Here is a 22,311-nt window from a genome sequence, read left to right as displayed (position 1 = left end):
AGAAAAATTGGATGGACTGAGTCCCGTCGAATACCGAACTCAATCCATCCAATCAACTGCATAACAAAACTCTAACTTTTGGGGTTAACCACCTCAGGGCTCTTTTTTTATTTTTTGGGCAAAATAGAAAAAATGAAGCCCATTAAATAACGAACGAATATCTTATTAATAAAAATAACGTTCGGTTTTAATTGACGTTATGCAAAGGAATTGGTACACTAAGTTTGGATTTTTAATAATATCTGGATGTTTCTCGGTTTGTTAAACCGAAAACGCCGGCGGAGGTGCTCTTACAAATGCCATCAGTTGTTGTAGTCGGAACCCAGTGGGGAGACGAAGGAAAGGGTAAGATTACCGATTACCTGTCAGAGAATGCAGAAGTTGTGGCACGGTATCAGGGTGGAAATAATGCAGGCCACACGATTGTGTTCAACGGAAAAAAGTATAAATTACATTTAATCCCATCCGGTATTTTTTATGATGACAAAATTTGCGTCATAGGTAACGGCATGGTTGTGGACCCTAAAGCGCTTGTTGAAGAACTCAAATACCTTCATGATAAAGGTGTTAGTACGGATAACCTTAGAATCAGTAACAGGGCTCACGTTATTTTACCGTATCACTTAAAGCAGGATGCCCTGGAGGAAGAGAGCAAAGGCGCTAATAAAATTGGAACAACAAAAAAGGGGATCGGCCCGGCGTACATGGACAAAGCAGCAAGAGTCGGTATCCGGATCGCTGACCTTTTAGACCGTGAAGAATTCGAAATGAAACTCGAGCGGAATCTTGCAGAAAAAAATCGGCTTTTTGAAAAAATGTACGAAGTAGAAGGCTTGAAAAAAGAAGACATCTTAGAAGAATACTATGAGTACGGCCAGCAAATCGCAGGCTATGTATGCGATACTTCTGTTGTTTTAAACGATGCACTTGATGCAGGACGACGTGTTTTGTTTGAAGGAGCGCAGGGAGTAATGCTTGATATTGATCAGGGGACATATCCGTTTGTTACTTCCTCTAACCCGATCGCTGGAGGCGTAACGATAGGGTCAGGTGTAGGACCGTCAAAAATCCATCACGTCGTTGGTGTATCTAAAGCATATACAACACGCGTTGGTGACGGTCCATTTCCGACAGAACTTCATGATGAAATCGGAGATAAGATTCGCGAAGTTGGTAACGAATACGGCACAACAACAGGGCGCCCGCGTCGTGTAGGCTGGTTTGACAGTGTGGTTGTACGCCATGCTCGTCGTGTGAGCGGGATTACAGATTTGTCCCTGAATTCGATCGATGTGTTAACAGGCATTGAAACACTTAAGATTTGTGTAGCTTATAAGTATAAAGGAAAAACAATTGAGGAGTTCCCTGCAAGTCTAAAAGTGCTGGCTGAATGTGAACCGGTATATGAAGAAATGCCAGGTTGGACCGAAGACATTACCGATGTTAAAGACCTTGGAAGCCTTCCGCCGAATGCCCGCCATTATATTGAGCGTGTATCACAGCTGACTGGAATTCCGCTTTCTGTTTTCTCAGTAGGACCCGATCGCAAACAAACAAATATGGTTCGTGGCGTATTTGCATAACAGAGGCTTTAGGCCTCTGTTTATTTTTTTGATTTATAGAAAGAAAAGTTTATTTTATCGGAAAATTTTGGGATATTTTCCAGGAGGATATGGTAGAATTAAAAGAAAAATATGCTATCTGTAATGGAGTGATTGCATGTCTGCTGATAATCGACAAGTATTTCGTCACCAACTTGATATTCCTATTGAAGGGAAAATGAGACTAAGCAGCAATAAAGCACAGGATGAATACCCTTATACGATCATGATTAACGATGTTGGAGGGGAAGGACTGGGTTTTACGGAAAAAACTGATTTAGCACTTAACACAGAGCTTGACTTTGAATTTAAACTAAACGAAGAAAACCTTTACGCTTCGGGCAAAGTGGTCTGGAAAAAAGGAACCAACGATAGTTTCTTTTACGGGGTGAAATTTATCTTTCAGGAACAAAAAGAAGCATCATTAATATTCCAGGAAGTAAATCGATTAGTTATTAGATTACATAAAAGAAAAATGGAAGCATAAGAACAAGGGTTTTTAAAATAACCCTTGCTTTTTTTATGTAAAGGTGATAAGATATTTTTTGTTGCTAGTTTTCTAGAAAAGCTACAATGAATAAACAACGAGAGCCATTAGCTAAGAGCGAAACTTCGCCGAGTAAACTGCGATTTGTTCCGACGCAGATTACATCGTTAGCATAAACTGGCAGAGAAAGGAACACAGTTGAATAACCTACGAGAGCCATTAGCTCAGCTGGCAGAGCAAAGAGCGACGCTACGCTGAAATGGCGGCGATTTGTCCCGACACAGCCTACATCGGTAGAAATACTGGTAGAGGAAGGGACATCGAAAATGAATAAGCTTCAACTAACCTACGAGAGCCATTAGCTCAGCTGGCAGAGCAAAGAGCGATGCTACGCTGAAATGACGGCGATTTGTCCCGACACAGCTCACTTCGATAGAAATACTGGTAGAGGAAGGGACATCGAAAATGAATAAGCTTCAACTAAACTACGAGAGCCATTAGCTCAGCTGGCAGAGCATCTGACTTTTAATCAGAGGGTCGGAGGTTCGAATCCTCCATGGCTCACCATTTTCTTTCTATCACATATTTTTATCATCGCGGGGTGGAGCAGTTCGGTAGCTCGTCGGGCTCATAACCCGAAGGTCGCAGGTTCAAATCCTGCCCCCGCAACCAATTAAATTTAACTACTGGTTAACTTCATAGCTGAATTAGTACATAAAAATAAAGGTCCCGTGGTGTAGGGGTCAACATGCCTGCCTGTCACGCAGGAGATCGCCGGTTCAAATCCGGTCGGGACCGCCATTCTAAATTTGATTTTTAAGGCTCGATAGCTCAGTCGGTAGAGCAACGAACGTTACATCGTGACAAATCGATGAGTTGTTCCGACACAGCCTGCTTCGATAGCATAAGCTAGTAGAGGAAGGAACAGAGGGTATCAGCACAGCATAAAATGATGGTCACCAATACAAACATGGCTCGATAGCTCAGTCGGTAGAGCAACGAACATTACCTCATGAATAATCGATGAGTTGTTCCGACACAGCCCGCTTCGATAGCATAAGCTAGTAGAGGAAGGAACAGAGGGTATCAGCACAGCATAAAATGATGGTCACCAATACAAACATGGCTCGATAGCTCAGTCGGTAGAGCAGAGGACTGAAAATCCTCGTGTCGGCGGTTCGATTCCGTCTCGAGCCACCACCAATTTATCAAATTAAACATACATTTAACGTACAGAGCATGCTCATTTTTAGGGCATGCTCTTTTGGTTTATTAGGCAGAATAAGTAAAACTGAAATAAGATGCTTGAATGTGATAAAATAGATTCAATTAAACTTAACCATTGAAAAAACTTCAACTTAGATAAAAACTGTTTCTTTTAATTCTAATAAGGGAGCGTTCAATAATGGAAAAGAAAATTTTAGTAGTAGATGATGAAAAACCGATTGCTGATATATTGCAGTTTAATCTGGAAAAAGAAGGCTATCAGGTAGTTTGTGCCTATGATGGAGACCAGGCGCTTGAAAAAGTAGAGCAGGAAAGACCGGATATGATTCTTCTTGATATTATGCTACCAGGAAAAGATGGAATGGAAGTCTGCAGAGAAGTTCGTAAAAAGTATGATCTTCCTATTATTATGTTAACAGCGAAGGATTCGGAAATTGATAAGGTGTTAGGGCTGGAACTTGGAGCAGATGATTATGTGACAAAGCCATTCAGCACGAGAGAACTTATTGCACGAGTGAAAGCAAACCTTAGAAGAAGGCAGCAGGAGCCTGAAAAAGAGACATCCTCTAACAGTGTCATCAAAATAGGAGCTTTAACAATTCATCCGGATGCTTATTTAGTTACAAAAAGAGAAGAAACGATCGAGCTAACACATCGTGAATTTGAACTTCTTCATTACCTTGCAAAACATATTGGACAGGTTATGACACGTGAGCATTTGCTGCAAACAGTTTGGGGCTATGATTACTTTGGTGATGTTCGAACGGTAGACGTCACAGTAAGAAGACTGCGAGAAAAAGTGGAGGACAATCCGAGCCATCCAACCTGGATCATCACTCGCCGTGGAGTAGGCTATTATATGAGAGAACCAGAGCAGGAGTAATACTTAAGCATGGGAAAAGTTACTTTTTTTAAATCAATACATTTTAAGTTCGGAATCATTTATGTTCTTCTTATCTTAATTGCGATTCAGTTCATAAGTGTCTACTTTAATGACCAGCTAGAGGAGCAGTTTATCGAGAACTTTGTTGGTTCTATTAATGAAAGGGCACAGTTGCTTTCTGACAATGTTTCCGGACAATTAAATGATAAAAAGGGCGAGGATACCTCTAAATTAAACACGCTTATCGCCAACTTTCGCAGTGAAGAAATAAGAGAAATACAAATCGTTAATGCATCTGGCAAAATTGTTGCAGCCCTGAATGCTCCTGTTGATTCCTGGTCGACTGAGGAAGCTATAACAAAAGCCTTGAACAATAATCCGCAAAGGGCCAACATTTTTGTGGACGATGGCAATCGCATTTTGAACGTTGCCTTGCCAATACTTGGGGAAAATAGTACGTCTGTAAATGGAGCAGTGTTTTTTCAAGCGGAGATGAAGCAAATTTTTGCTCAAGCAGAAGAAGTAAATAACATTCTAGCTTCCGCTGCTCTCGTTGCCTTACTTCTAACAGGCGTTTTAGGCATCATCATTTCCTTGACGATTACAAAACCAATATCAGACATGCGTAAACAGGCCCTGGTAATGGCAAGAGGAGATTTTACAAGGAAGGTTAAAGTGTACGGAGAAGATGAGATCGGTTCACTTGCCCTTGCTTTCAATGATTTAACCCGAAGACTACAGGAAGCTAATGCTATTACTGAGGGAGAAAGGAAGAAACTGACCTCTGTTCTTGCATATATGACAGACGGTGTTATAGCGACGGACAGGGATGGCATGATTATTTTGCTAAATGACCGTGCGGAAGAAATTTTAGATGTTTCACGTGAAACAATATTGGGATCTTCTTTAGTAGAACTATTTAATTTGGATGAAGAAATGTCCTGGGATGACGTGTACAGCGGTCCAGATTCGATGCTGCTAGATTTAAGTGACGATGATAAATCGTTTATCATCCGTGTCAGCTTTTCTGTGATCAATAAAGAGGACGGACCGATTAATGGCCTGATCGCAGTGTTGCATGATGTAACGGAACAGGAGCAGATTGAGCAGGAGCGCCGTGAGTTCGTTGTGAACGTGTCCCATGAATTAAGAACGCCTCTGACTACGATGAGAAGTTATCTTGAGGCGCTGCATGATGGTGCATGGCAGGATCCAGAGATTGCTCCGAGATTTTTAGAAGTCACCCAGACTGAAACAGAACGCATGATCAGGCTTGTCAATGACTTGCTGCAGCTCTCTAAGATGGATAAGAAAGAATACCGGCTCGAATTTCAAAAACTCGATTTCGTTGCTTATTACCACCACATCATCGATCGGTTTGAAATGTCAAAAGGCGAGCAGTTTGATTTCAAAAGGGAACTCCCGAACAAAGAAATTTATACAACCATTGATAAAGATAAGATGACGCAAGTACTTGATAATATTATTTCTAATGCGATCAAGTATTCTCCTGAAGGCGGAACGATTACTTTCCGCGCATGGCCTGTCGGCAAAAGGCTGCGCATCAGTGTGTCAGATGAAGGAGTAGGGATTCCGAAGAACAATATTGATAAGATATTCGAGCGGTTCTATCGAGTCGACAAAGCCCGCTCAAGGCAATTGGGCGGTACTGGACTCGGACTCGCTATAGCTAAAGAAATGGTCCATGCTCATGGCGGTGACATTTGGGCTGAAAGTAAGTGGGGGAAAGGAACAACCATTTATTTTACGCTCCCTATTAAAGGAATAAGGGAGAGTGATAGACGATGAAGTTTCAGAAGCTCTCAGTAGAGAAAACAAAAACAATCCTCTTGAATTTTCTTGTCCTTTTAAGTATTTTCTTAACATGGCAAGTGTGGACATTTGAACCAGACTATAATAGTTCAGAGGAACCTGACGCCAATGTCAAGGTAGGGGAAATCCTTGATAATTATGCTGAGGTTATTAAGCCCCATCAGCTTGTTTTCCATGACGGGAATAATCACTATACAGCTTATAACCAGAGCATCATAAATCCCATTTATTCGGACCTAGTTAATTTTATGACAGTCGAAGAAATTGAGAGTATCTCTGTTTCAAAAGCAGAAAAGTTATTATCTGATCGAAAAGGTATGGAATTCATCTTTCCTACAATGATTACGGAAGATGTCTTAAGCAAACTGTTCGACTTTAATACACAGGATACCGACATCCCAGACATAACAGATAAAATTATTGTGTTAGAGCCAAGCGCAAATGAAAAGGTCAATGATACCACAGATGTGCTGTTAGTGTATTCTGCAAAAAAAGAGATTTTTCAAGCGACTGTAAAAACTAGCTTACTAAAACAATGGTTTCTTCATCAGCCAGATGGGTTTATAGAGGCATCGTTAGTTTCTAATAATCTTAACAGTGCGTTTTTCGAAGGGATATATGCTCCTATAAATCAAATGACCGATGTTAACAAAATTAAGGGAGTTACAATAAAAACGATAAAGGCAAATGAATATAAGGAAGCGTTGTTTCCTGATCCGGAACTTGTTGAAACAAACGATATTGCCTTTTCTATAGAACAATCGTATACAGATGGCACTAGAAATTTGAAAGTGCGAAATGATGAGATCACATTTACAAATCCAAAGCAAGCAGAAAATCGCTATGTTCCGAATGAACAACCAATCATCAGGGCTTTTGATTTTGTAAATAACCATGGAGGGTTTAAGCTGCCTCCACAGTCAGAAGAATATATGCTTTTCCATTGGAATCGCCCGGAAAAAACGGACCAGGTTATTTTCAGGTCTCAAATTACTGGCATTCCTATTATGGAAAATTATACAATTGAGGTAGACGAGCAAAACAATGATGTATTAAGATATGTTCGCTCATTAAAGTATTTCTTTGTTGTGCCTCCGCAAGCAGTTGAGGTACAGCTCGAAAGTGCTCAACAAATAGCTGAACAGCTTGAAAAAAGGAACATCAAGTTGAGCAGCGTCAAACGGATAGTGGTGGGCTATGAAACTTCGATCGATCAGGAAATCGAAAACAATACCGAATATATTCTTGAACCGGGATGGTATGTACAAGTAAACGATTCCTGGGTAAAGCTATTCCAGAACAACAATGAAGGGGTGGGGAAAAATGGATTGGAGCAGGGTTAAGACAATATTCATCCTTACTTTCCTCCTCTTTGATGTGTTTCTGGCCTATCAATTGATAGACAAAAAAAATACAAGCAGCCAGTTTGAACAATACAAAAAGGCGCCGATACAAAAAACGCTGGCGGATGCTAACATTTCCTTTAAAAAAGCATTGCCGCCTCCAGAAACGCCAACTGTCATGGATTTTATAAGCGGTGACACCCATGTTTTCACCAAAGATAAAATAAATGAAAAAGAAAAAGCAACGAATCAGAAAATCACCCCTGTCCCAGAGAATACAAAAGAAATCACCAAAATAAAATCCGAGATGAAGGGCGATCCGTTTGATATAGCCGATTCTTTAAAGGATGCCAATTTTTCCATCTTTTTAGAAACAAATGTTATCAACGGTTCTGAGTACCGTTTTTCTTACGTAGACCAGGAAGATCCGAAACATCTTGTGTTTTACCAGACATACCAGGATAACCAAATCTTTAAACAGGATCGGGGCAAGCTTGATATTTATTTAAATGATGATGGGGATATCGTTAGTTATGAGCAAACCTATTTAAATGTAAAAACCTTAAAAGAAGACCAGAAGATTGAATCAGCCATCCAAGCATTAAGTTTGCTTCATACGAATCGATATTTGCAAGCGAATGATAAAGTAACAGAGATTAAGCTTGGCTATTCGACATTCAATACGGATGCTGGAGCAAGTGAAGTACTTGTTTTCGTCCCAACCTGGCGGGTACTTGTTAACGGAGAGAAGTTTTTTTACGTAAATGCGGTGGAAGGCACGATTTCACAGTTAGAAACGGAAAAACCGAACGAAGAGGTCAGCGGGAAAGCAATCGACAATGAAAAGGCAATACCTAAGCAACTAAAAAGAAACGAGTAAGTATAGGAGAGGTTTGATAGAATGGCACTTGAATTTAGCGTGCTGGCGAGCGGCAGTACCGGCAATGCTGTGTATGTGGCCACTGAAAAGCAAAGGCTGTTGATTGATGCCGGTCTGAGCGGCAAAAAGCTTGAAGAGCTTTTTAAAAAAACAGGCTTGAACCCGAGTGAACTTGATGGACTGCTTGTCACACATGAACACAGTGACCATATTAAAGGGATCGGTATCTTTGCGAGGCGTTATAACCTTCCGATCTATGCCAACGCCAAAACATGGGAAGCGATGTCTGATTCCATTGGAGCTATTCCAACGGAGCAAAAATTTCATTTTGAAAGAGAGACCGTCAAAACATTTGATAATCTGGACGTTGAGTCTTTTGGCGTTTCCCATGATGCGATTGAGCCGCAGTTCTATGTGTTTCACCATGAGGGAAAGAAGCTTACCCTTGCAACAGATATGGGATATGTTAGTGAAAGAATCAAAGGCACGATCAAAGATTCAGATATGTTCATCTTTGAATCAAATCATGATATCAACATGCTTATGATGGGTAGATATCCATGGAATGTTAAGAGAAGAATCTTAGGTGATATGGGACACGTATCGAATGAAGATGCGGCCCTTGCTCTATCGGAGGTAATCGGAGATAAAACAAAGCGTATTTATTTAGCCCATTTAAGTAAAGATAATAATATGAAAGATCTGGCACGCTTATCCGTTCAGCAAACGTTAGAGCAAAAAGGTTTTACAATAGGGGAAGAGCTGCAGTTATACGATACTGATCCGGCTGTTCCCACAGTGTTAACTGCTGTTTAGTGCCTCCTTTCAGGGTTTTGCGATGAGACGCGGAAAAATATGAAAATTATACCATAATTTAAATCTTTCGGTAGTCTGACTTTATAATTAAAGTGAAAACCCTTATTGAATGGAAGGATTGGTGAGGTCTGTGGGCTTCTATGATGATAATTTTAGCAGTAGGCAGAGAAAGCAAAAAGGGAATCGGGGAGGCATGATTCTTGCAGGCCTGTTCGGCGCAATACTTGGAGCGATGATCATCCTGTTTTCGATTCCTGCACTCTCAGAACTCGGTGTGTTACCTGAGGACTTTGCCGTTAAAACACCGGACCAAGGAGTTGAAAACGGCAATAACGGTAACGGAGCTGAAAGTGGTACCGTTAGAAATGTAAGTATTGATGTTACAACAGATGTTACAGAAGCGGTAGACAAAATAAATGACGCTGTTGTAGGTGTTATTAATCTTCAAAAGTCTGATTTCTGGAGCGAAGACTATGGAGAAGCAGGCGCAGGGTCAGGCGTTATCTATAAAAAAGCTGATGGTAAAGCATTTGTGGTGACGAATAACCACGTTGTCGAAGGCGCGGGGCAAATAGAAGTAAGTTTAGATGAAGAGACCAAGGTCCCGGCAAAGCTTGTTGGAACAGACCCTTTAATGGATTTAGCGGTTCTTCAAATCGATTCAAAAAAAGTAAAGGCGGTCGCTGAATTTGGAAATTCGGACCAGCTTAAGCCCGGCGAACCAGCGATAGCGATCGGGAACCCGCTCGGCTTTTTAGAAGGAACGGTAACCCAGGGCATCATCAGTAACCCAAATCGTACAATTCCTGCAGACATAGACCAGGATGGAGTAGTGGACTGGAACGCGGAAGTTATTCAAACAGACGCGAGTATTAATCCGGGAAACAGCGGCGGGGCATTAGTTAACCTGTCAGGGCAGTTAGTAGGGATTAACTCAATGAAAATTGCCCAGCAGCATGTAGAAGGGATAGGCTTTGCCATCCCGATAAATATTGCAGAACCGATTATCAATGATTTGGAGCGGTATGGGAAAGTACAGCGTCCATTCATTGGAATAGGAATGCGGTCCCTTTCCGAAATTCCAACTTATCACTGGAAAGAATCATTAAAGCTTCCTGATAAAGTGGATTATGGCGTAGTCGTCATGAATGTCGTGCCAATGTCACCTGCTGAGCAGGCTGGCTTAAAAGAGCTCGATGTCATCGTTGATATTAATGGAAACAAAGTTAAGAATGCAGTAGACCTGCGTAAGGTTCTTTATACGAAGACTGACATTGGCGATAAGATAACGATTACCTATTACAGCGGTGGGAAAAAACAAACAACAGAAGTAACGCTTGCGAAACAGCAAAGCTCATGATAAAACAGGGGAGTATAGCTTCCCTGTTTTATTTTATGCGCGGGGAACAACGACTAAAAGGTTGTAAGTGGGTAGATAGACAAATATCCACCTGTTGATAAGCGAAATGCAAGGAGGATAAAGATGATATATTGTTGTGAAGAACACATCGACATGGCTCTCGATGATAGTGTGGATAACAGCGAACAACCGCCAATCATGGATAAATTAAGTGCAGAGAAACAATTATCCACAACATGTGAATATTGCCCAAAAAGCGCTATATATATAGTGTCAAACTAATGTTCTGATGCAAGATGTGGATATAAAATGTGTATATGTGGATAAGTTCTGTGGATAAAATGTTTATAAGGGTGGGACAACTTGTGAATATCTCGATTATTTCGGTTGGGAAGTTAAAAGAAAAGTACTTAAAGCAAGGAATTGCAGAATATAAGAAAAGGCTGACGCCATATGCGAAGGTTGAATTGATAGAAGTACTGGATGAAAAAGCTCCCGAGAACTTAAGTGAAACGGATATGGAGCGGGTCAAACATATAGAAGGTAACAAGATCCTTTCGAAGCTTTCTCCTGATACCCATGTGATCGCTCTGGCAATCGAGGGTGAAATGAAATCCTCTGAAGATCTAGCAGCTAATTTAGACAAACTTGCAACATACGGGAAAAGCAAAGTCGCTTTTGTAATAGGGGGCTCTTTAGGGCTGAGCGATGCTGTGATGGCGCGTGCGAACGACAAGCTTTCCTTCTCTAAGATGACATTTCCTCATCAGTTGATGCGTCTCATTTTGCTTGAGCAGGTTTATCGGGCGTTTAAGATAAATAGGGGGGAACCGTACCATAAATAAAGGTAAACTATTAAGGGACTCAAGCATGTCCCTTTTATATTAACCGTATGAAATTGATCTTGTTGACCAGACATCTAGCTGCTGTTCAAGGTCTGGATAAATCTTCAGCAGCAATTCATAGCTGTCTTCCATTGCATCTATTGTGAAGTCAAAGAATAGGTCCATCTTCGTAATATGTCTGCCTGTACCACGTGGTGCGTCTATACTTACCTGGATGTCTTTAATAATGGAACGGAGCAATATCTTCTGTTCTTCTGGTTTAACCTGTGAGAGTAAAACTTGAAAATCTCCTAATAATCGTTGAACAGAATCATAGTCTACTGGTGAAGTATCAGCTTCTGCTAGTTCCGTATTTCTCGCTTCAAGGCGTTCTTCCAGCTGCTTTTTTTGTTCCTGAGAAGAGATTAGCTTCGGTTTTACAATTTCTTGCGGCAGTTCCTCGTCAAGCAGAGCGTTCATTAGTTTATCAATATGCCCTCTAATCTTGTTAATCTTTGATTTTAGCAGTTTTATTTCCTCTTGAATTGGCTCCATTGAGTGGGTTCTTTGCTTATTTGTTTCTGAAATAATTTTCTTTAAGGTTGATGGGTGTGAGGCTATACGTGAAAGCTCCTCAAATACATGTTGTTCAGCTTTGTCGGCACGTATTGAATTTGGTCGACACGCCTCTTTTCCTTTGTTATGATACTGACCGCAAGTATAGTAACGATATGTCTGACCCGCAGCTCCTTTTGATCGGCTCGAAACCATTCCATGATCACAGATAGGGCATTTTAATAGTCCGCTAAGAATATAGGGTTCAAGGGATCGCGAGGGCTTTACCGACCTTTTTTGACGGATATTCTGCACTTTATCCCATTGTTCTTGAGTAATAATTGGTTCGTGCTCACCATCTGCAAGAATAAAGTTCTCATTTTTACCTCTACGGCGTTTTTCATTCCAATCCTCAACTTGATTAAAGCGTATTTTACCAATATACATTGGATTATCTAAAATTTGTTTAATTGCATTAGTAGAGAAAAGTTTATCACGTTTTGATTTGTATCCTTTTTCATTTATTCGATGTGTAATTGCTTTTAATCCTAGTCCTTGCTCTGCAAGATTAAAAATCTCCTTCACGATAATAGCTTCAGTATCATTAATGACCAAATGCTTATTAATACTATCGTACCCTAGGCAAAGTCCTCCGTTGAATTTCCCTTGCTTTGCTCGTTCTGTCATTCCCATTTTGACACGGCCAACAATGGTGTTACGTTCTAACTCGGCAAAAGAACTTATCATTTGGAACACCATTTTACCCATAGGAGTGGTCGTATCAAAGTTTTCATTTAAACTCATCAATTGAACATTATTACGTTCTAACTCATCGCTGATTTCCAAGGCATCCTTTAGTTTTCTTGAAACACGGTCTAATTTATATACCAGAACAATATCAAATTTTCTCTGACGTGCATTCGACAATAATTTTTTCATTTCAGGACGACCAGCTATGCTCTTACCACTTATGCCCTCATCTATATACTCATCAATAACTTCCATGTTCAATACTTCTGCTTGTCTGTATAGTTGGGATAACTGAGCTTTAATGCTGAATCCTTCGGTTGCTTGCTCTTCTGTACTTACACGAGCGTAAATGACTGCTTTTTTTCCTTTACTCATTAATCTTCCTCCTTATTTTTGAATAATTTTTTCCAAGTTTCGGCAGAAACGGAAATCAGGGAATACATATATGCTCTGGGGCAGCATTCATATATAGAAAAAAGATACAAACAGCATAAAGTTGCGGATGAAACTGTTGCATGGCGTTGTGGTTCAAAAGAAATCCGTTTTTATGATAAGAATAAAAAGGCGAAAGATACCGTTGAAGATGCTTATACTATCAATAATAGTAAAGGGATTCTACGATTTGAAAGTGATATCAAAAAAGCAGAGCTAAAACGGAGATTTGGGTATGCGAATATAGAGTTTGTCATAAAAGACACTAATGTAAAGCGGTTATTGATTGAACATCTTAAAATGGTTGGCAAATGGAATGGAATAACAACTAACGAGATAGATCTTTTTAAAACGATAAAGAATCACGTCAAAAATCAAACAAAGGCTGGCAGTATGATGTGGTACATTCGTGCCAAATCATTAGGTATAGAACTTAATCTTAGTCGTAGTACTATACAAAATTATGAAAAAGAGTTTAAGAAGATGGGAATCCTCCCTGTAATAGCTAATAAGCAATTGCCACCCTTGGAGATTAAACAAGATTTTATAGTAGAAAAGGTTGGTTCAAGTGTTATGTATACTTTTAAAAATATAGCAGCGGGAAAAGATACACTTGAAAAGGTTACAATATCAAAAAATAGGTATGTATTTGCAAAAGTTTGTTAGTAGCTGTTACAAAATAGCATACTAGCAGGTATATATAAAGACTAAGGAATTTTTGTTCAGTAATAAAAGTTGTAATTGTCAGTTAATCCTTATATCAAGGGGAAGTTAGGGAGGGATTGTTTAATTAGCATATTGGGTAACCAATTTATACTTTTTATAATAAAGGAGCCTTTTTAGGGATTTATACGTTTCCATTAAAAAACAATATGCTTTCAAACCGAATCTACCATGCTGTAATAGTCTCTTACCAAGCTACTATGTCAAAGATAGGACAAACAGTAAAGCATATAAAAGAAGGATATAAAGTGAAAAAAGGATTAATCTATGATTCCGTGGCCGATTATTAAAATAATAAAGGGACTAAAGAAATTTGTGTAGTTAACCTGCCTGGGTCTCTCATTAGTTGCAATATTAAAGTCTACCTAAATATTTTCCCTTATGCCTTAATAAACAGTACATAGGAGGAGTGAGTAAATTATGCATGAGTTTTATACTGAAGTAATTGATGAACGGAAAGGAATTTATAAGATGAAGATAGTTGAGTTGCTGAACAGTGAGACAAAAGAAAAAAGTAATTTAGTTTACTTAGCTAAAATGAAAGTAACAGGGGGAGAAGTAGAAGATGTTGAAGTACAGGGATTTATACCAGAAGATGTAAAGCATGATGCAGTATGTCTATTGTTGGATTCAATACATTTAGCTGCTAATGGTGGATTTGACCCCATCGAGATAATCAATATGAATTCAAAACATCCACCTCTAAAACTATTATAAAAGAAATGAGATAAAGAGGAGACAGCAAGAAATTTAACTGTCTCTTCTTTATCTATGAAACTTTTATAGATAACCTTTTTCCTTTAAACTCGTAAATTGTTCTTGCCCAACGATAATATGATCAAGTATTTCAATTCCAACAACCTTTCCGACTTCGTTAAGGCGCTTTGTGACTTCAATGTCCTCTCTACTTGGTTGTGAATTCCCCGATGGATGATTATGTGCAACAATAGCGCTCGCGCACTACGACGGATTAAATGTTTAAAAGTCTCCCGTGGATGCACAATTGAAGCATTCAACGATCCTATAAAATCTGATTCTCGAAATAGAACTTCATTTTTAGTGTTTAGCCCGAGTACTACAAAATGTTCTTGTGTTAGGTACTGCATATCTTTTAGGAACGTATATGCATCTTCAGGCGAACGAATAGTAAAACGTTCTTCTACAGGTGTAGGTTGCATTCTTGCTAATTTTAGAGCAGCTACGATTTGTTTAACCTTTACTTTACCAATGCCTTTTATCATCAATAATTCCTCTTCGGTTACTTCTAACAAATCTTGTATGGATGGATAGCGGTTGAAAATTTCGTTGACGACATAGCCATCTTCCTTTTCACGCATTGTTGTTGCTAATAATACCCTAAAAGTCATTTTATCGAATGTATTGTTCATCATATATTCCTCCATTTATGTTTGATTGAATTAAAATAGGAGAGACGATGATCGTCCCTCCGATTGAAAACACTTTTGAAATACGCTATATTTTAATAAGAGTATTTTGATGTAGATGAGTTCATTGGCGGATGAGCTCATCTTTTTTGTGCATAAAAAAAGCCATCGAATATATCAATATTCCATGAGCAATTCATTCTTTATCCTTTGGCGTATTCAACTCCTCCTCTTCATTAAAAACATCTTTTAAATGAAATAAGTGTTGGATAAAATCAGAGGCCTGTATAATAGTTAGTTTTGTGCTGTGATCAACAAGGTATTTCATCTTAATCATTTCTTTTGCAACTTCATGACGCATATTGAGTTCAGCAGCGATTTGATGTATCTTGATTAGTTGGTGTTTGGTAACAGTTTTATCACCTCCTTTAGTTTTTGAACTTACTGGAAAATCTTCAATGTCTTGTGTGAAGATACCGCTAGAACGTGTCGCTGATAATACCGCATCAATCAATGTACGTTTTTTGGTCATCTTCAATACAGTGTTCACAATCGTATAGGCATCTTGCTGTTGAAATGCTGCTTCTTTGCTGTTGCAGGAACCAAGTCCTTCAGCTTCAATTACTCCATTGTCTTTGCGGGTTAGTATCACCTTCACTTCATAAGCGAAGATACCAGCTTCCCACTGTTCAATACGGTTAACAGCCTCTACTGTCTTTGAAAATCCGAATACATCACAAAGTTTCTCGGCGTCAGGCTTTAACAAAGTCGCTTTAGAGAATCCATTTATCTGCCCGTAGTCAACGCCTTTTATCATAACCTCTTCAACGAACGTTTTGAGTTCCTCAATTCGGTGCTTGGATTCTGAAGAGGATACGACGACATTAGGTAATGCTGATACATCAGAGTTATTACTACTAGAGAATGGAACGATATTGTTTATTTTTAAGTGTTTACCTGTCTTCATATGGTTTTTACCTCCCTCAACTCAATGAATTAGAATCTTTTTTGAATGATATCTGCCAATTTTGCTAAACCATCCGATGTTTTGTGGATGATCAATTTGCCGACTCGATGATTAAGCTGATTCCCCTTGCTTAGTGTTTTGATAGAAATCACTATTGCCTTCGTGACCACATCGCCAGCTGATTCATTTAATCTATCGAGATTGTTAGTTAATTTTGATAGAATATCTTCACCCTCATCTTCCATCGTTGTTGCTGTATCCTTAAGTGCTTTGCTTATCCGGTCAGTAATTGATATATGACTAATAAGTTCATCCTCATACAGAGATTCGATTTCATTTATTGCTGATTGTATTTTGCTTCGATTAGCTAGTAAGTGAGATAGTCTCACATAGTCATTGCGTTCGATTGCTTCCGCTACTTCTTCTGATATAGAAGCAAGTTGGTTTAATAGATTTTGGTGAATTTCCTTAACTTCTTGAAGGGAGACACTCCTCTCCGTTAATAGTCCTAATTTGTATTGCTGTCTTTTCCATACATTTTCTTTCATGATTAATTTCCTCCTTGTAATTTTTTTAAAAAGGTATTCCTGTTATTTATTAAAGTAGTGATAACCCTTTAAGGTCAGCTTTAGTTGTACGCCATCTGACTTGCTTTTCTTAGTCAGAATTAAGTCCTCATCTTCAAGGTTCAGTAAATTTACCTTTTGGATTCCGTACTTCGCCAGAAATTTAGCTGGAACCCATTGGTTTAGTTCTTTTGCCTTCAATAGAATTTTTACTAATGATTGGTTCATCTAACTACCCTCCTTTTTGTATGCGATCCTCTCACCACGCAAGTCGTCTCTGTAAAACAAAAAAACCGATATCTATCCAAAGGGATAAATAACGGTTTATAAAAAGGGGTGGGGCATGAAACGGGTGGGTACCCCTTTCGAGTATTAAAGGATGGAGCTCAGGGAATTTTTGTATATTTTTTCTTATACTGTTGTATTACTAAAGAGCTATATATAAAATAAGATTAAAGTATAAAAAAAGTAAGAAAAATAGGAGTGACTTCATAATGGAAGTTAAACTATTCCACAAAAGGCAAAGAGATTTGGCAGCATCTATTAATGAAGTAATAGATAAATACTGGCAAGACGAGATAGAAGAATCAGAAATGATAAGTTTGATTCAAAAGCTGTATACCATAAATAAAGCAAAATTAGTGAAAGATGGACGATTTACAACTATAATTCGCCAGCAGTGTGGAAAAAAGAGGTTGGATGTAGTGAGCTTTATTCTTCGTTTAAATGAGGAGAACGAAAAGTCTTTTTTATCCGTTTAACGAAATCATCGTGAAATATCAACAATTTCAAAATTACAAGAGTAGGCATTAAATCATGAGAAACAAGGTGTAATTATGAAGAATAATCAGATAAAGTCTAAAAATCGCGTATTAAAGCATGGAGAAGTGTTAACACCAACTTGGGTAGCTAATAACATGTTAGATTTGATTCCCGCTGATGGAATGAAAATAAGTAGTAGGTATCTGGAAAATAGCTGTGGTGAAGGGGCATTTTTAATAGAAGTATTAAAAAGAAAGTTAAAAATGGTATTTGAAAACTACAGTGAAACAAGAGATCGAGAGTTTTATACAATAGTTTCTATAGCTAATATTTATGGTTTAGAGCTGCTAAAAGATAATGTAGAAACTACTAAGGAATGTTTACGTGAAATAGTTATGGAATATTTTATTTATCAATATCAAGAAAATGTTACTACGCAATTCTATAAAGTAATAGACCATATTTTAGACTTCAATATTATCAATATGAATGCTCTGACAAGTCAAATACCTTTATCTAATAATAACGAACTGTTACTTGATGAATGTGGAAATATACTTTACTCAGATGAATTAAGTAGAATCTCCGAATGGCAAATAGAATACAATACAAGGGCTATAAAAAGAGTTGAGTATTATTATCGGGATATTGTTAAGGAACAGGAAGACCTTTTCTATTATGAAAAGATGTTAAAAACGACTGAACCCTTACAACTAAGCTTATTTGATTCTGATGTAGATAGTGACTTATTTGATATTGATACTTACGTTCGAGCAGCTAAGCCAATTAGATTGTTTGAACAAATTTCTTATATGAATTTAATTAATGCAGCTGTTGTGGAGGGTGAAGAGAATGAATGATAAAAATTTCCAAGCTTTTAAGCACAAGCTTATCTATATTTTTACAATCCCAGATGAAGCTCATAAAGGTAGATTAAAAATTGGTGAAACAACCTTTGAAGGTAATCCGTACGATAAAAAAGGCATGAGAGAGAGCGCCAAATATAGAATAGATCAATATACAAAAACAGCAGATGTTAAGTATGAATTATTGCACTTTGATTTAGGAATTACCAATAAAGGCACAGCTTTCGGAGACCATGAGGTTCACAATGTTTTAAAACGATCAGGAATAAACCCGACAGAAGGTAGTAGGGGAAGAGAATGGTTTAATATTGATTTAGATACTGCTACTTCTGCTATTACAGCAGTTAAAGAAGGAAAGATATCACTTGGGAATGTAAAGGTATCTGAAGGTTTTACCCCTATTAAATTCCGTCCTGAACAAGAACAAGCTATAAAAGAGACTCTACAATCAATAAAGAATGGGAAGAATAGAAAACTTTGGAACGCAAAAATGCGTTTTGGTAAAACCGTAAGTGCATTAGAACTAGTAAAACGTGCAGAGTTTAATAAAACATTAATAATAACTCACCGGCCAGTAGTATCAGATGGGTGGTTTGAGGATTTTTATAAGATTTTCAGGTCAGATTATGATTTTGGGTCAAAAGCAAAAGGAGAAACATTTGAAAAATTAGTTGAATCAAATAAACCATTTATATATTTTGCTTCTATGCAGGATTTACGTGGTTCTTCTTATGTGGGTGGAGAATTTGATAAGAACAATCTTATTTTTGATACTACATGGGATTGCGTTATTATTGACGAAGCTCATGAAGGAAATAAGACAGAGCTGGCTAGAAATGTTCATGAACATATAAAAAAATCTTTTACACTCGCATTATCAGGAACACCTTTTAATTTATTTGAGGATTATGAGGAAGAAGAAGATATTTATACATGGGATTACGTTATGGAACAAAAAGCCAAATATGAATGGGATGAAAGTAATTTTGGTGATTCAAATCCTTACGTAAACTTGCCAAAACTATCTATTTTTACCTATAAATTAGACAAGGAATTTAGTGGGAAAAGATATGTTGATATAGAAGACAAAGCATTTAATTTTAGGGAGTTTTTTAGAACCTATAGCAACGATGATCCTAATGTTTCAATAAGAGATAAGTTTGTACATGAAGAAGACGTTCTGAAATTTTTAGATATAATATCCCATAAAGATGAAAGCAATCAAACAAACTTTCCTTTTTCCACAGAGTATTATCGTGAGAATCTAAAGAACACTCTGTGGTTGGTGCCTGGGGTTCCAGAAGCAAGAGCGCTAAGTAAGCTCATGAAGAGCCATGATATATTTGGTAGTTTTGAAATTGTTAATGTTGCTGGGGCAGGTGATAGTGAATCCGAAAATATAGATGCCCTAGAAAGAGTTAAGGAGGCAATCGGCGATGATCCAGAAAATTCATACACGATCACTATCACCTGTGGAAAGTTAACTACAGGTGTAAGCGTTCCTGCATGGACTGGTGTTTTAATGCTTTCAAACACAACTTCTCCAGCTACCTACTTACAAACAGCATTTCGTGTGCAAACACCCGCAAATATAGGAGGTAAAGTAAAAACGGAATGTTTTGTTTTTGATTTTGCACCTGATAGAACACTAAAAATGGTCGCACAGGCTGCGAGTTTAAATACTAAAGCTGGTAGTTTAAACTCACATAAACAAAAAGAGGCTATGAATATTTTCTTGAATTATTGTTCCGTGATAAGCATGGGTAACAGCAAAATGGATAAAATTGATGTTGAACATATGTTGCGTCAGTTGAAGAAAGCTGCTGTTGATAAAGTAGTAACAACAGGTTTCGATGATGTTAACTTATATAATGATGAACTTCTAAAATTAAATGAAGTAGATATTCAAGATTTTAATGATTTAAAAGCAATTATAGGAACTTCAAAACAAGCTAAGAAACCTCTAGATGTTACTGTTAATAATCAAGGTTTTGATGAAGAAGAATGGGAGAAAGCTGAAGAAACTGAAAAGAAACCCAAAAAGCAAAGAACCCCAGAAGAACAGGCTTTATTTGAAAAGACACAAGAGTTACGCAAACAACGTAAAACGATGATTAGTATCCTAAGAGGTATTAGTATTCGTATACCAATGATGATTTATGGAGCAAATATTGATCACGAAAAGGAAATTACTATTTATAACTTTGTACACTTAGTAGATGATGAATCTTGGGGTGAGTTTATGCCGCAAGGAATTACTAAGGAGATTTTCAATAAATTTACCAAATATTATGACGCAGAAGTGTTTGTAGAAGCAGGATTAAGAATTAGGAGGAAAGCAAAAGCAGCTGATGCAGCTCCTACCATCAGGGATCGGGTAATGAAAATTGCTGATATTTTTTCAACCTTTAAAAACCCAGATAAAGAGACAGTATTAACACCTTGGAGGGTTGTGAATAGACATTTAATGGATACACTAGGTGGAGAAACATTCTTTGATGAAAATTTCGAGTATCCATTACATGATGGTGAGGATACAAAGTTAGTTTCAAAAGGTGATATTACTAAAAATTCTTTAGCAAATACAGGTTCAATAATCCTTGAAATAAATTCAAAGTCGGGATTATATCCTTTGCTAGCTTGTTATAACATTTATAAGGAGAAAATTCACTACTGGCGTTCAACAAATCTTGGTAGTAAAGATAGTCACGAAATCAAAAATGAAATCTGGCAAAAGGTATTAAAGGATAATATTTTTGTTATTGCAAAAACCCCCATGGCAAAATCAATCACTGAAAGAACTCTAAGAGGCTATAATAAATGGCATACAAATGTCATTTACTATAAGTCAATAATGGATGATGTTAGTAATAAAAGAGATCAAATTCTTAATATTATCCAATCGATGTTTAACTATAAAGGAGAGAATAAATTGAAATTTGATGTCATTATAGGAAATCCTCCTTATCAAGAAATAGACGGTGGTGCACAAGTAAGCGCAAGACCAATCTATCACAACTTTGTACGTGCTGCTAAAGCTATGAATCCTCAATATATATCATTAATTACACCGAGTAGATGGTATGTAGGTGGGAAAGGTTTAGACGACTTTCGCGATGAAATGTTGAATGACCCTCATCTTAGAGAACTACATGATTGGCTAACACCTGAAGATATCTTTCCGAATACCAATATTAGAGGAGGTGTAAGCTATTTCTTATGGGATTCTAAATATAATAGTAGCGTTAGCCAAACCCGTGTTGTCACTTATGAAAATAATGAAATCATCAGTGATACATTAAGACCTCTTAAGTTTAAGGATTCCGATATCTTTATCAGAGATTCAAAGGCTATTACTATTCTGAATAAAATTAATGTTGATGATAAAAATAGTCTGATGGCATATGTATCTGCCCGTAATCCGTTTGGTTTTTCCACTAATTTTACTAAAAATAGTAAATTTAAACATGATAAAAATCTATCGGAAAATCCAATTAAATGTTATGCGAATAAAGGCATAGTTGGATATATAAGTAATGAAGAAATTAAAAAAAATACCCATTGGATTAGTAATTGGAAGGTTTTAACTCCGTATTCAAATAATATTGGTACTGAGTTGAATGATGACAACTTAAACACAATAGTTGCAAGTCCTAACAGTATTTGTACGGAAACATACTTAGTCGTCGGTGCTGACTTAAAATTAGATAACCATGGTGCGGATGCTTTATCTAAATATATGCAGTCTAAATTTTTTCGTTTTCTACAGAGTTTAGCAAAGAATAGCCAACATGGTACTAGAAATACTTACAGATTTATTCCCTTGCAAGACTTCAAGAGTAATAGTTCTATTAATTGGTCTGTATCAAATGAAGAAATAGATGATCAGCTTTTTAATAAATACAATTTAACAAAAGATGAAGTAGACTATATAAATAGAAAAATCAAGCCAATGAAATAAATTTAACCTCTTAAATGAATTTATATTGTATACAAGGACTGAGAGGGTATTCCCTCTCTTTTGTTGAAATGGAAGGGTTAATCAAAGGGG

Annotated in this window: 19 protein-coding genes, 4 tRNA genes and 1 pseudogene; 19 read left to right on the top strand and 5 right to left on the bottom strand. The window is 37.5% G+C overall.

Annotation, left to right across the window (positions count from 1 at the left end; all coding sequences use genetic code 11):
* Nucleotides 1–296: 296 nt before the first annotated feature.
* The 14 genes from FCL54_RS20780 to rlmH all read left to right on the top strand — a co-directional run bounded on the left by FCL54_RS20780 (nt 297) and on the right by rlmH (nt 11,275).
* Complete coding sequence (locus FCL54_RS20780; RefSeq protein ID WP_138129064.1) at nt 297–1,583, top strand: adenylosuccinate synthase; 1,287 nt, start codon at nt 297–299, stop codon at nt 1,581–1,583.
* Between the two features lie 136 nt (nt 1,584–1,719).
* The gene (locus tag FCL54_RS20775) at nt 1,720–2,088 is read left to right on the top strand and encodes a PilZ domain-containing protein (RefSeq protein ID WP_138129062.1); all 369 of its coding nucleotides are present in this window, start codon (nt 1,720–1,722) and stop codon (nt 2,086–2,088) included.
* Nucleotides 2,089–2,579: 491 nt separating this feature from the next.
* Nucleotides 2,580–2,655: transfer RNA gene (locus FCL54_RS20770), tRNA-Lys, on the top strand.
* A 28-nt stretch (nt 2,656–2,683) separates the two neighbouring features.
* A tRNA-Met gene (locus FCL54_RS20765) sits at nt 2,684–2,760 on the top strand.
* Between the two features lie 53 nt (nt 2,761–2,813).
* Nucleotides 2,814–2,889, top strand: a tRNA-Asp gene (locus FCL54_RS20760).
* 323 nt (nt 2,890–3,212) lie between these two features.
* Nucleotides 3,213–3,288, top strand: a tRNA-Phe gene (locus FCL54_RS20755).
* A gap of 205 nt (nt 3,289–3,493) precedes the next feature.
* Nucleotides 3,494–4,198 (top strand): response regulator YycF, encoded by a 705-nt coding sequence (gene yycF, locus FCL54_RS20750; protein WP_138129060.1) that lies wholly within the window; start codon nt 3,494–3,496, stop codon nt 4,196–4,198.
* 9 nt (nt 4,199–4,207) lie between these two features.
* A complete protein-coding gene (gene walK, locus FCL54_RS20745; protein WP_138129058.1) occupies nt 4,208–6,007 on the top strand; it encodes a cell wall metabolism sensor histidine kinase WalK in 1,800 nt (599 codons plus the stop codon).
* Nucleotides 6,004–7,374, top strand: coding sequence for a YycH family regulatory protein (locus FCL54_RS20740; RefSeq protein ID WP_138129056.1), 1,371 nt, complete (start codon nt 6,004–6,006; stop codon nt 7,372–7,374). Before walK ends, FCL54_RS20740 begins: the two co-directional genes overlap by 4 nt.
* Entirely contained in the window at nt 7,355–8,254 is a 900-nt protein-coding gene (locus FCL54_RS20735) for a two-component system regulatory protein YycI (RefSeq protein ID WP_171016951.1), read from the top strand. The genes FCL54_RS20740 and FCL54_RS20735 overlap by 20 nt, the downstream gene beginning before the upstream one ends.
* 21 nt (nt 8,255–8,275) lie before the next feature.
* Nucleotides 8,276–9,070: an MBL fold metallo-hydrolase gene (locus FCL54_RS20730; RefSeq protein ID WP_138129052.1), complete on the top strand. Its 795-nt coding sequence runs from the start codon at nt 8,276–8,278 to the stop codon at nt 9,068–9,070.
* 130 nt (nt 9,071–9,200) lie between these two features.
* The gene (locus FCL54_RS20725; protein WP_138129066.1) at nt 9,201–10,430 is read left to right on the top strand and encodes a S1C family serine protease; all 1,230 of its coding nucleotides are present in this window, start codon (nt 9,201–9,203) and stop codon (nt 10,428–10,430) included.
* 123 nt (nt 10,431–10,553) lie between these two features.
* Entirely contained in the window at nt 10,554–10,712 is a 159-nt protein-coding gene (locus FCL54_RS20720; RefSeq protein WP_138129050.1) for a CxxH/CxxC protein, read from the top strand.
* A gap of 83 nt (nt 10,713–10,795) precedes the next feature.
* A complete protein-coding gene (gene rlmH, locus FCL54_RS20715; RefSeq protein ID WP_138129048.1) occupies nt 10,796–11,275 on the top strand; it encodes a 23S rRNA (pseudouridine(1915)-N(3))-methyltransferase RlmH in 480 nt (159 codons plus the stop codon).
* A gap of 39 nt (nt 11,276–11,314) precedes the next feature.
* On the opposite strand, the gene FCL54_RS20710 is transcribed toward rlmH, so the two are convergent.
* Nucleotides 11,315–12,934, bottom strand: coding sequence for a recombinase family protein (locus tag FCL54_RS20710; RefSeq protein WP_138129046.1), 1,620 nt, complete (start codon nt 12,932–12,934; stop codon nt 11,315–11,317).
* A gap of 18 nt (nt 12,935–12,952) precedes the next feature.
* Between FCL54_RS20710 and FCL54_RS20705 the strand changes: the two genes are divergently transcribed.
* Nucleotides 12,953–13,657, top strand: a complete 705-nt coding sequence (locus tag FCL54_RS20705; RefSeq protein ID WP_138129044.1) for a hypothetical protein — start codon at nt 12,953–12,955, stop codon at nt 13,655–13,657.
* Between the two features lie 477 nt (nt 13,658–14,134).
* Complete coding sequence (locus tag FCL54_RS20700; protein WP_138129042.1) at nt 14,135–14,431, top strand: hypothetical protein; 297 nt, start codon at nt 14,135–14,137, stop codon at nt 14,429–14,431.
* A 63-nt stretch (nt 14,432–14,494) separates the two neighbouring features.
* On the opposite strand, the pseudogene FCL54_RS24500 reads toward FCL54_RS20700, so the two are convergent.
* The 4 genes and pseudogenes from FCL54_RS24500 to FCL54_RS20680 all read right to left on the bottom strand — a co-directional run bounded on the left by FCL54_RS24500 (nt 14,495) and on the right by FCL54_RS20680 (nt 16,860).
* Nucleotides 14,495–14,820: pseudogene (locus FCL54_RS24500) on the bottom strand (JAB domain-containing protein).
* Nucleotides 14,821–15,295: 475 nt separating this feature from the next.
* Nucleotides 15,296–16,066 carry a hypothetical protein gene (locus tag FCL54_RS20690; RefSeq protein WP_138129040.1) on the bottom strand — a complete coding sequence of 257 codons (771 nt, stop codon included), beginning with the start codon at nt 16,064–16,066 and terminating at the stop codon, nt 15,296–15,298.
* A gap of 29 nt (nt 16,067–16,095) precedes the next feature.
* A complete protein-coding gene (locus tag FCL54_RS20685) occupies nt 16,096–16,614 on the bottom strand; it encodes a hypothetical protein (RefSeq protein ID WP_138129038.1) in 519 nt (172 codons plus the stop codon).
* A gap of 42 nt (nt 16,615–16,656) precedes the next feature.
* Complete coding sequence (locus FCL54_RS20680) at nt 16,657–16,860, bottom strand: hypothetical protein (protein WP_138129036.1); 204 nt, start codon at nt 16,858–16,860, stop codon at nt 16,657–16,659.
* Nucleotides 16,861–17,126: 266 nt separating this feature from the next.
* On the opposite strand from FCL54_RS20680, the gene FCL54_RS20675 reads away from it, so the two are divergent.
* The 3 genes from FCL54_RS20675 (at nt 17,127) to FCL54_RS20665 (ending at nt 22,221) form a co-directional block, all read left to right on the top strand.
* Entirely contained in the window at nt 17,127–17,393 is a 267-nt protein-coding gene (locus tag FCL54_RS20675; RefSeq protein ID WP_138129034.1) for a TIGR04540 family protein, read from the top strand.
* A 75-nt stretch (nt 17,394–17,468) separates the two neighbouring features.
* Nucleotides 17,469–18,254: a hypothetical protein gene (locus FCL54_RS20670; RefSeq protein ID WP_138129032.1), complete on the top strand. Its 786-nt coding sequence runs from the start codon at nt 17,469–17,471 to the stop codon at nt 18,252–18,254.
* Complete coding sequence (locus FCL54_RS20665; protein WP_138129030.1) at nt 18,247–22,221, top strand: Eco57I restriction-modification methylase domain-containing protein; 3,975 nt, start codon at nt 18,247–18,249, stop codon at nt 22,219–22,221. The genes FCL54_RS20670 and FCL54_RS20665 overlap by 8 nt, the downstream gene beginning before the upstream one ends.
* Nucleotides 22,222–22,311: the final 90 nt, after the last annotated feature.

The organism is Exobacillus caeni (assembly GCF_005747095.1).
Lineage (GTDB): Bacteria > Bacillota > Bacilli > Bacillales > Guptibacillaceae > Exobacillus > Exobacillus caeni.
The sequence above is the reverse complement of the archived record's forward strand: the minus strand, read 5'-3'. Positions and strand labels throughout refer to the sequence as shown.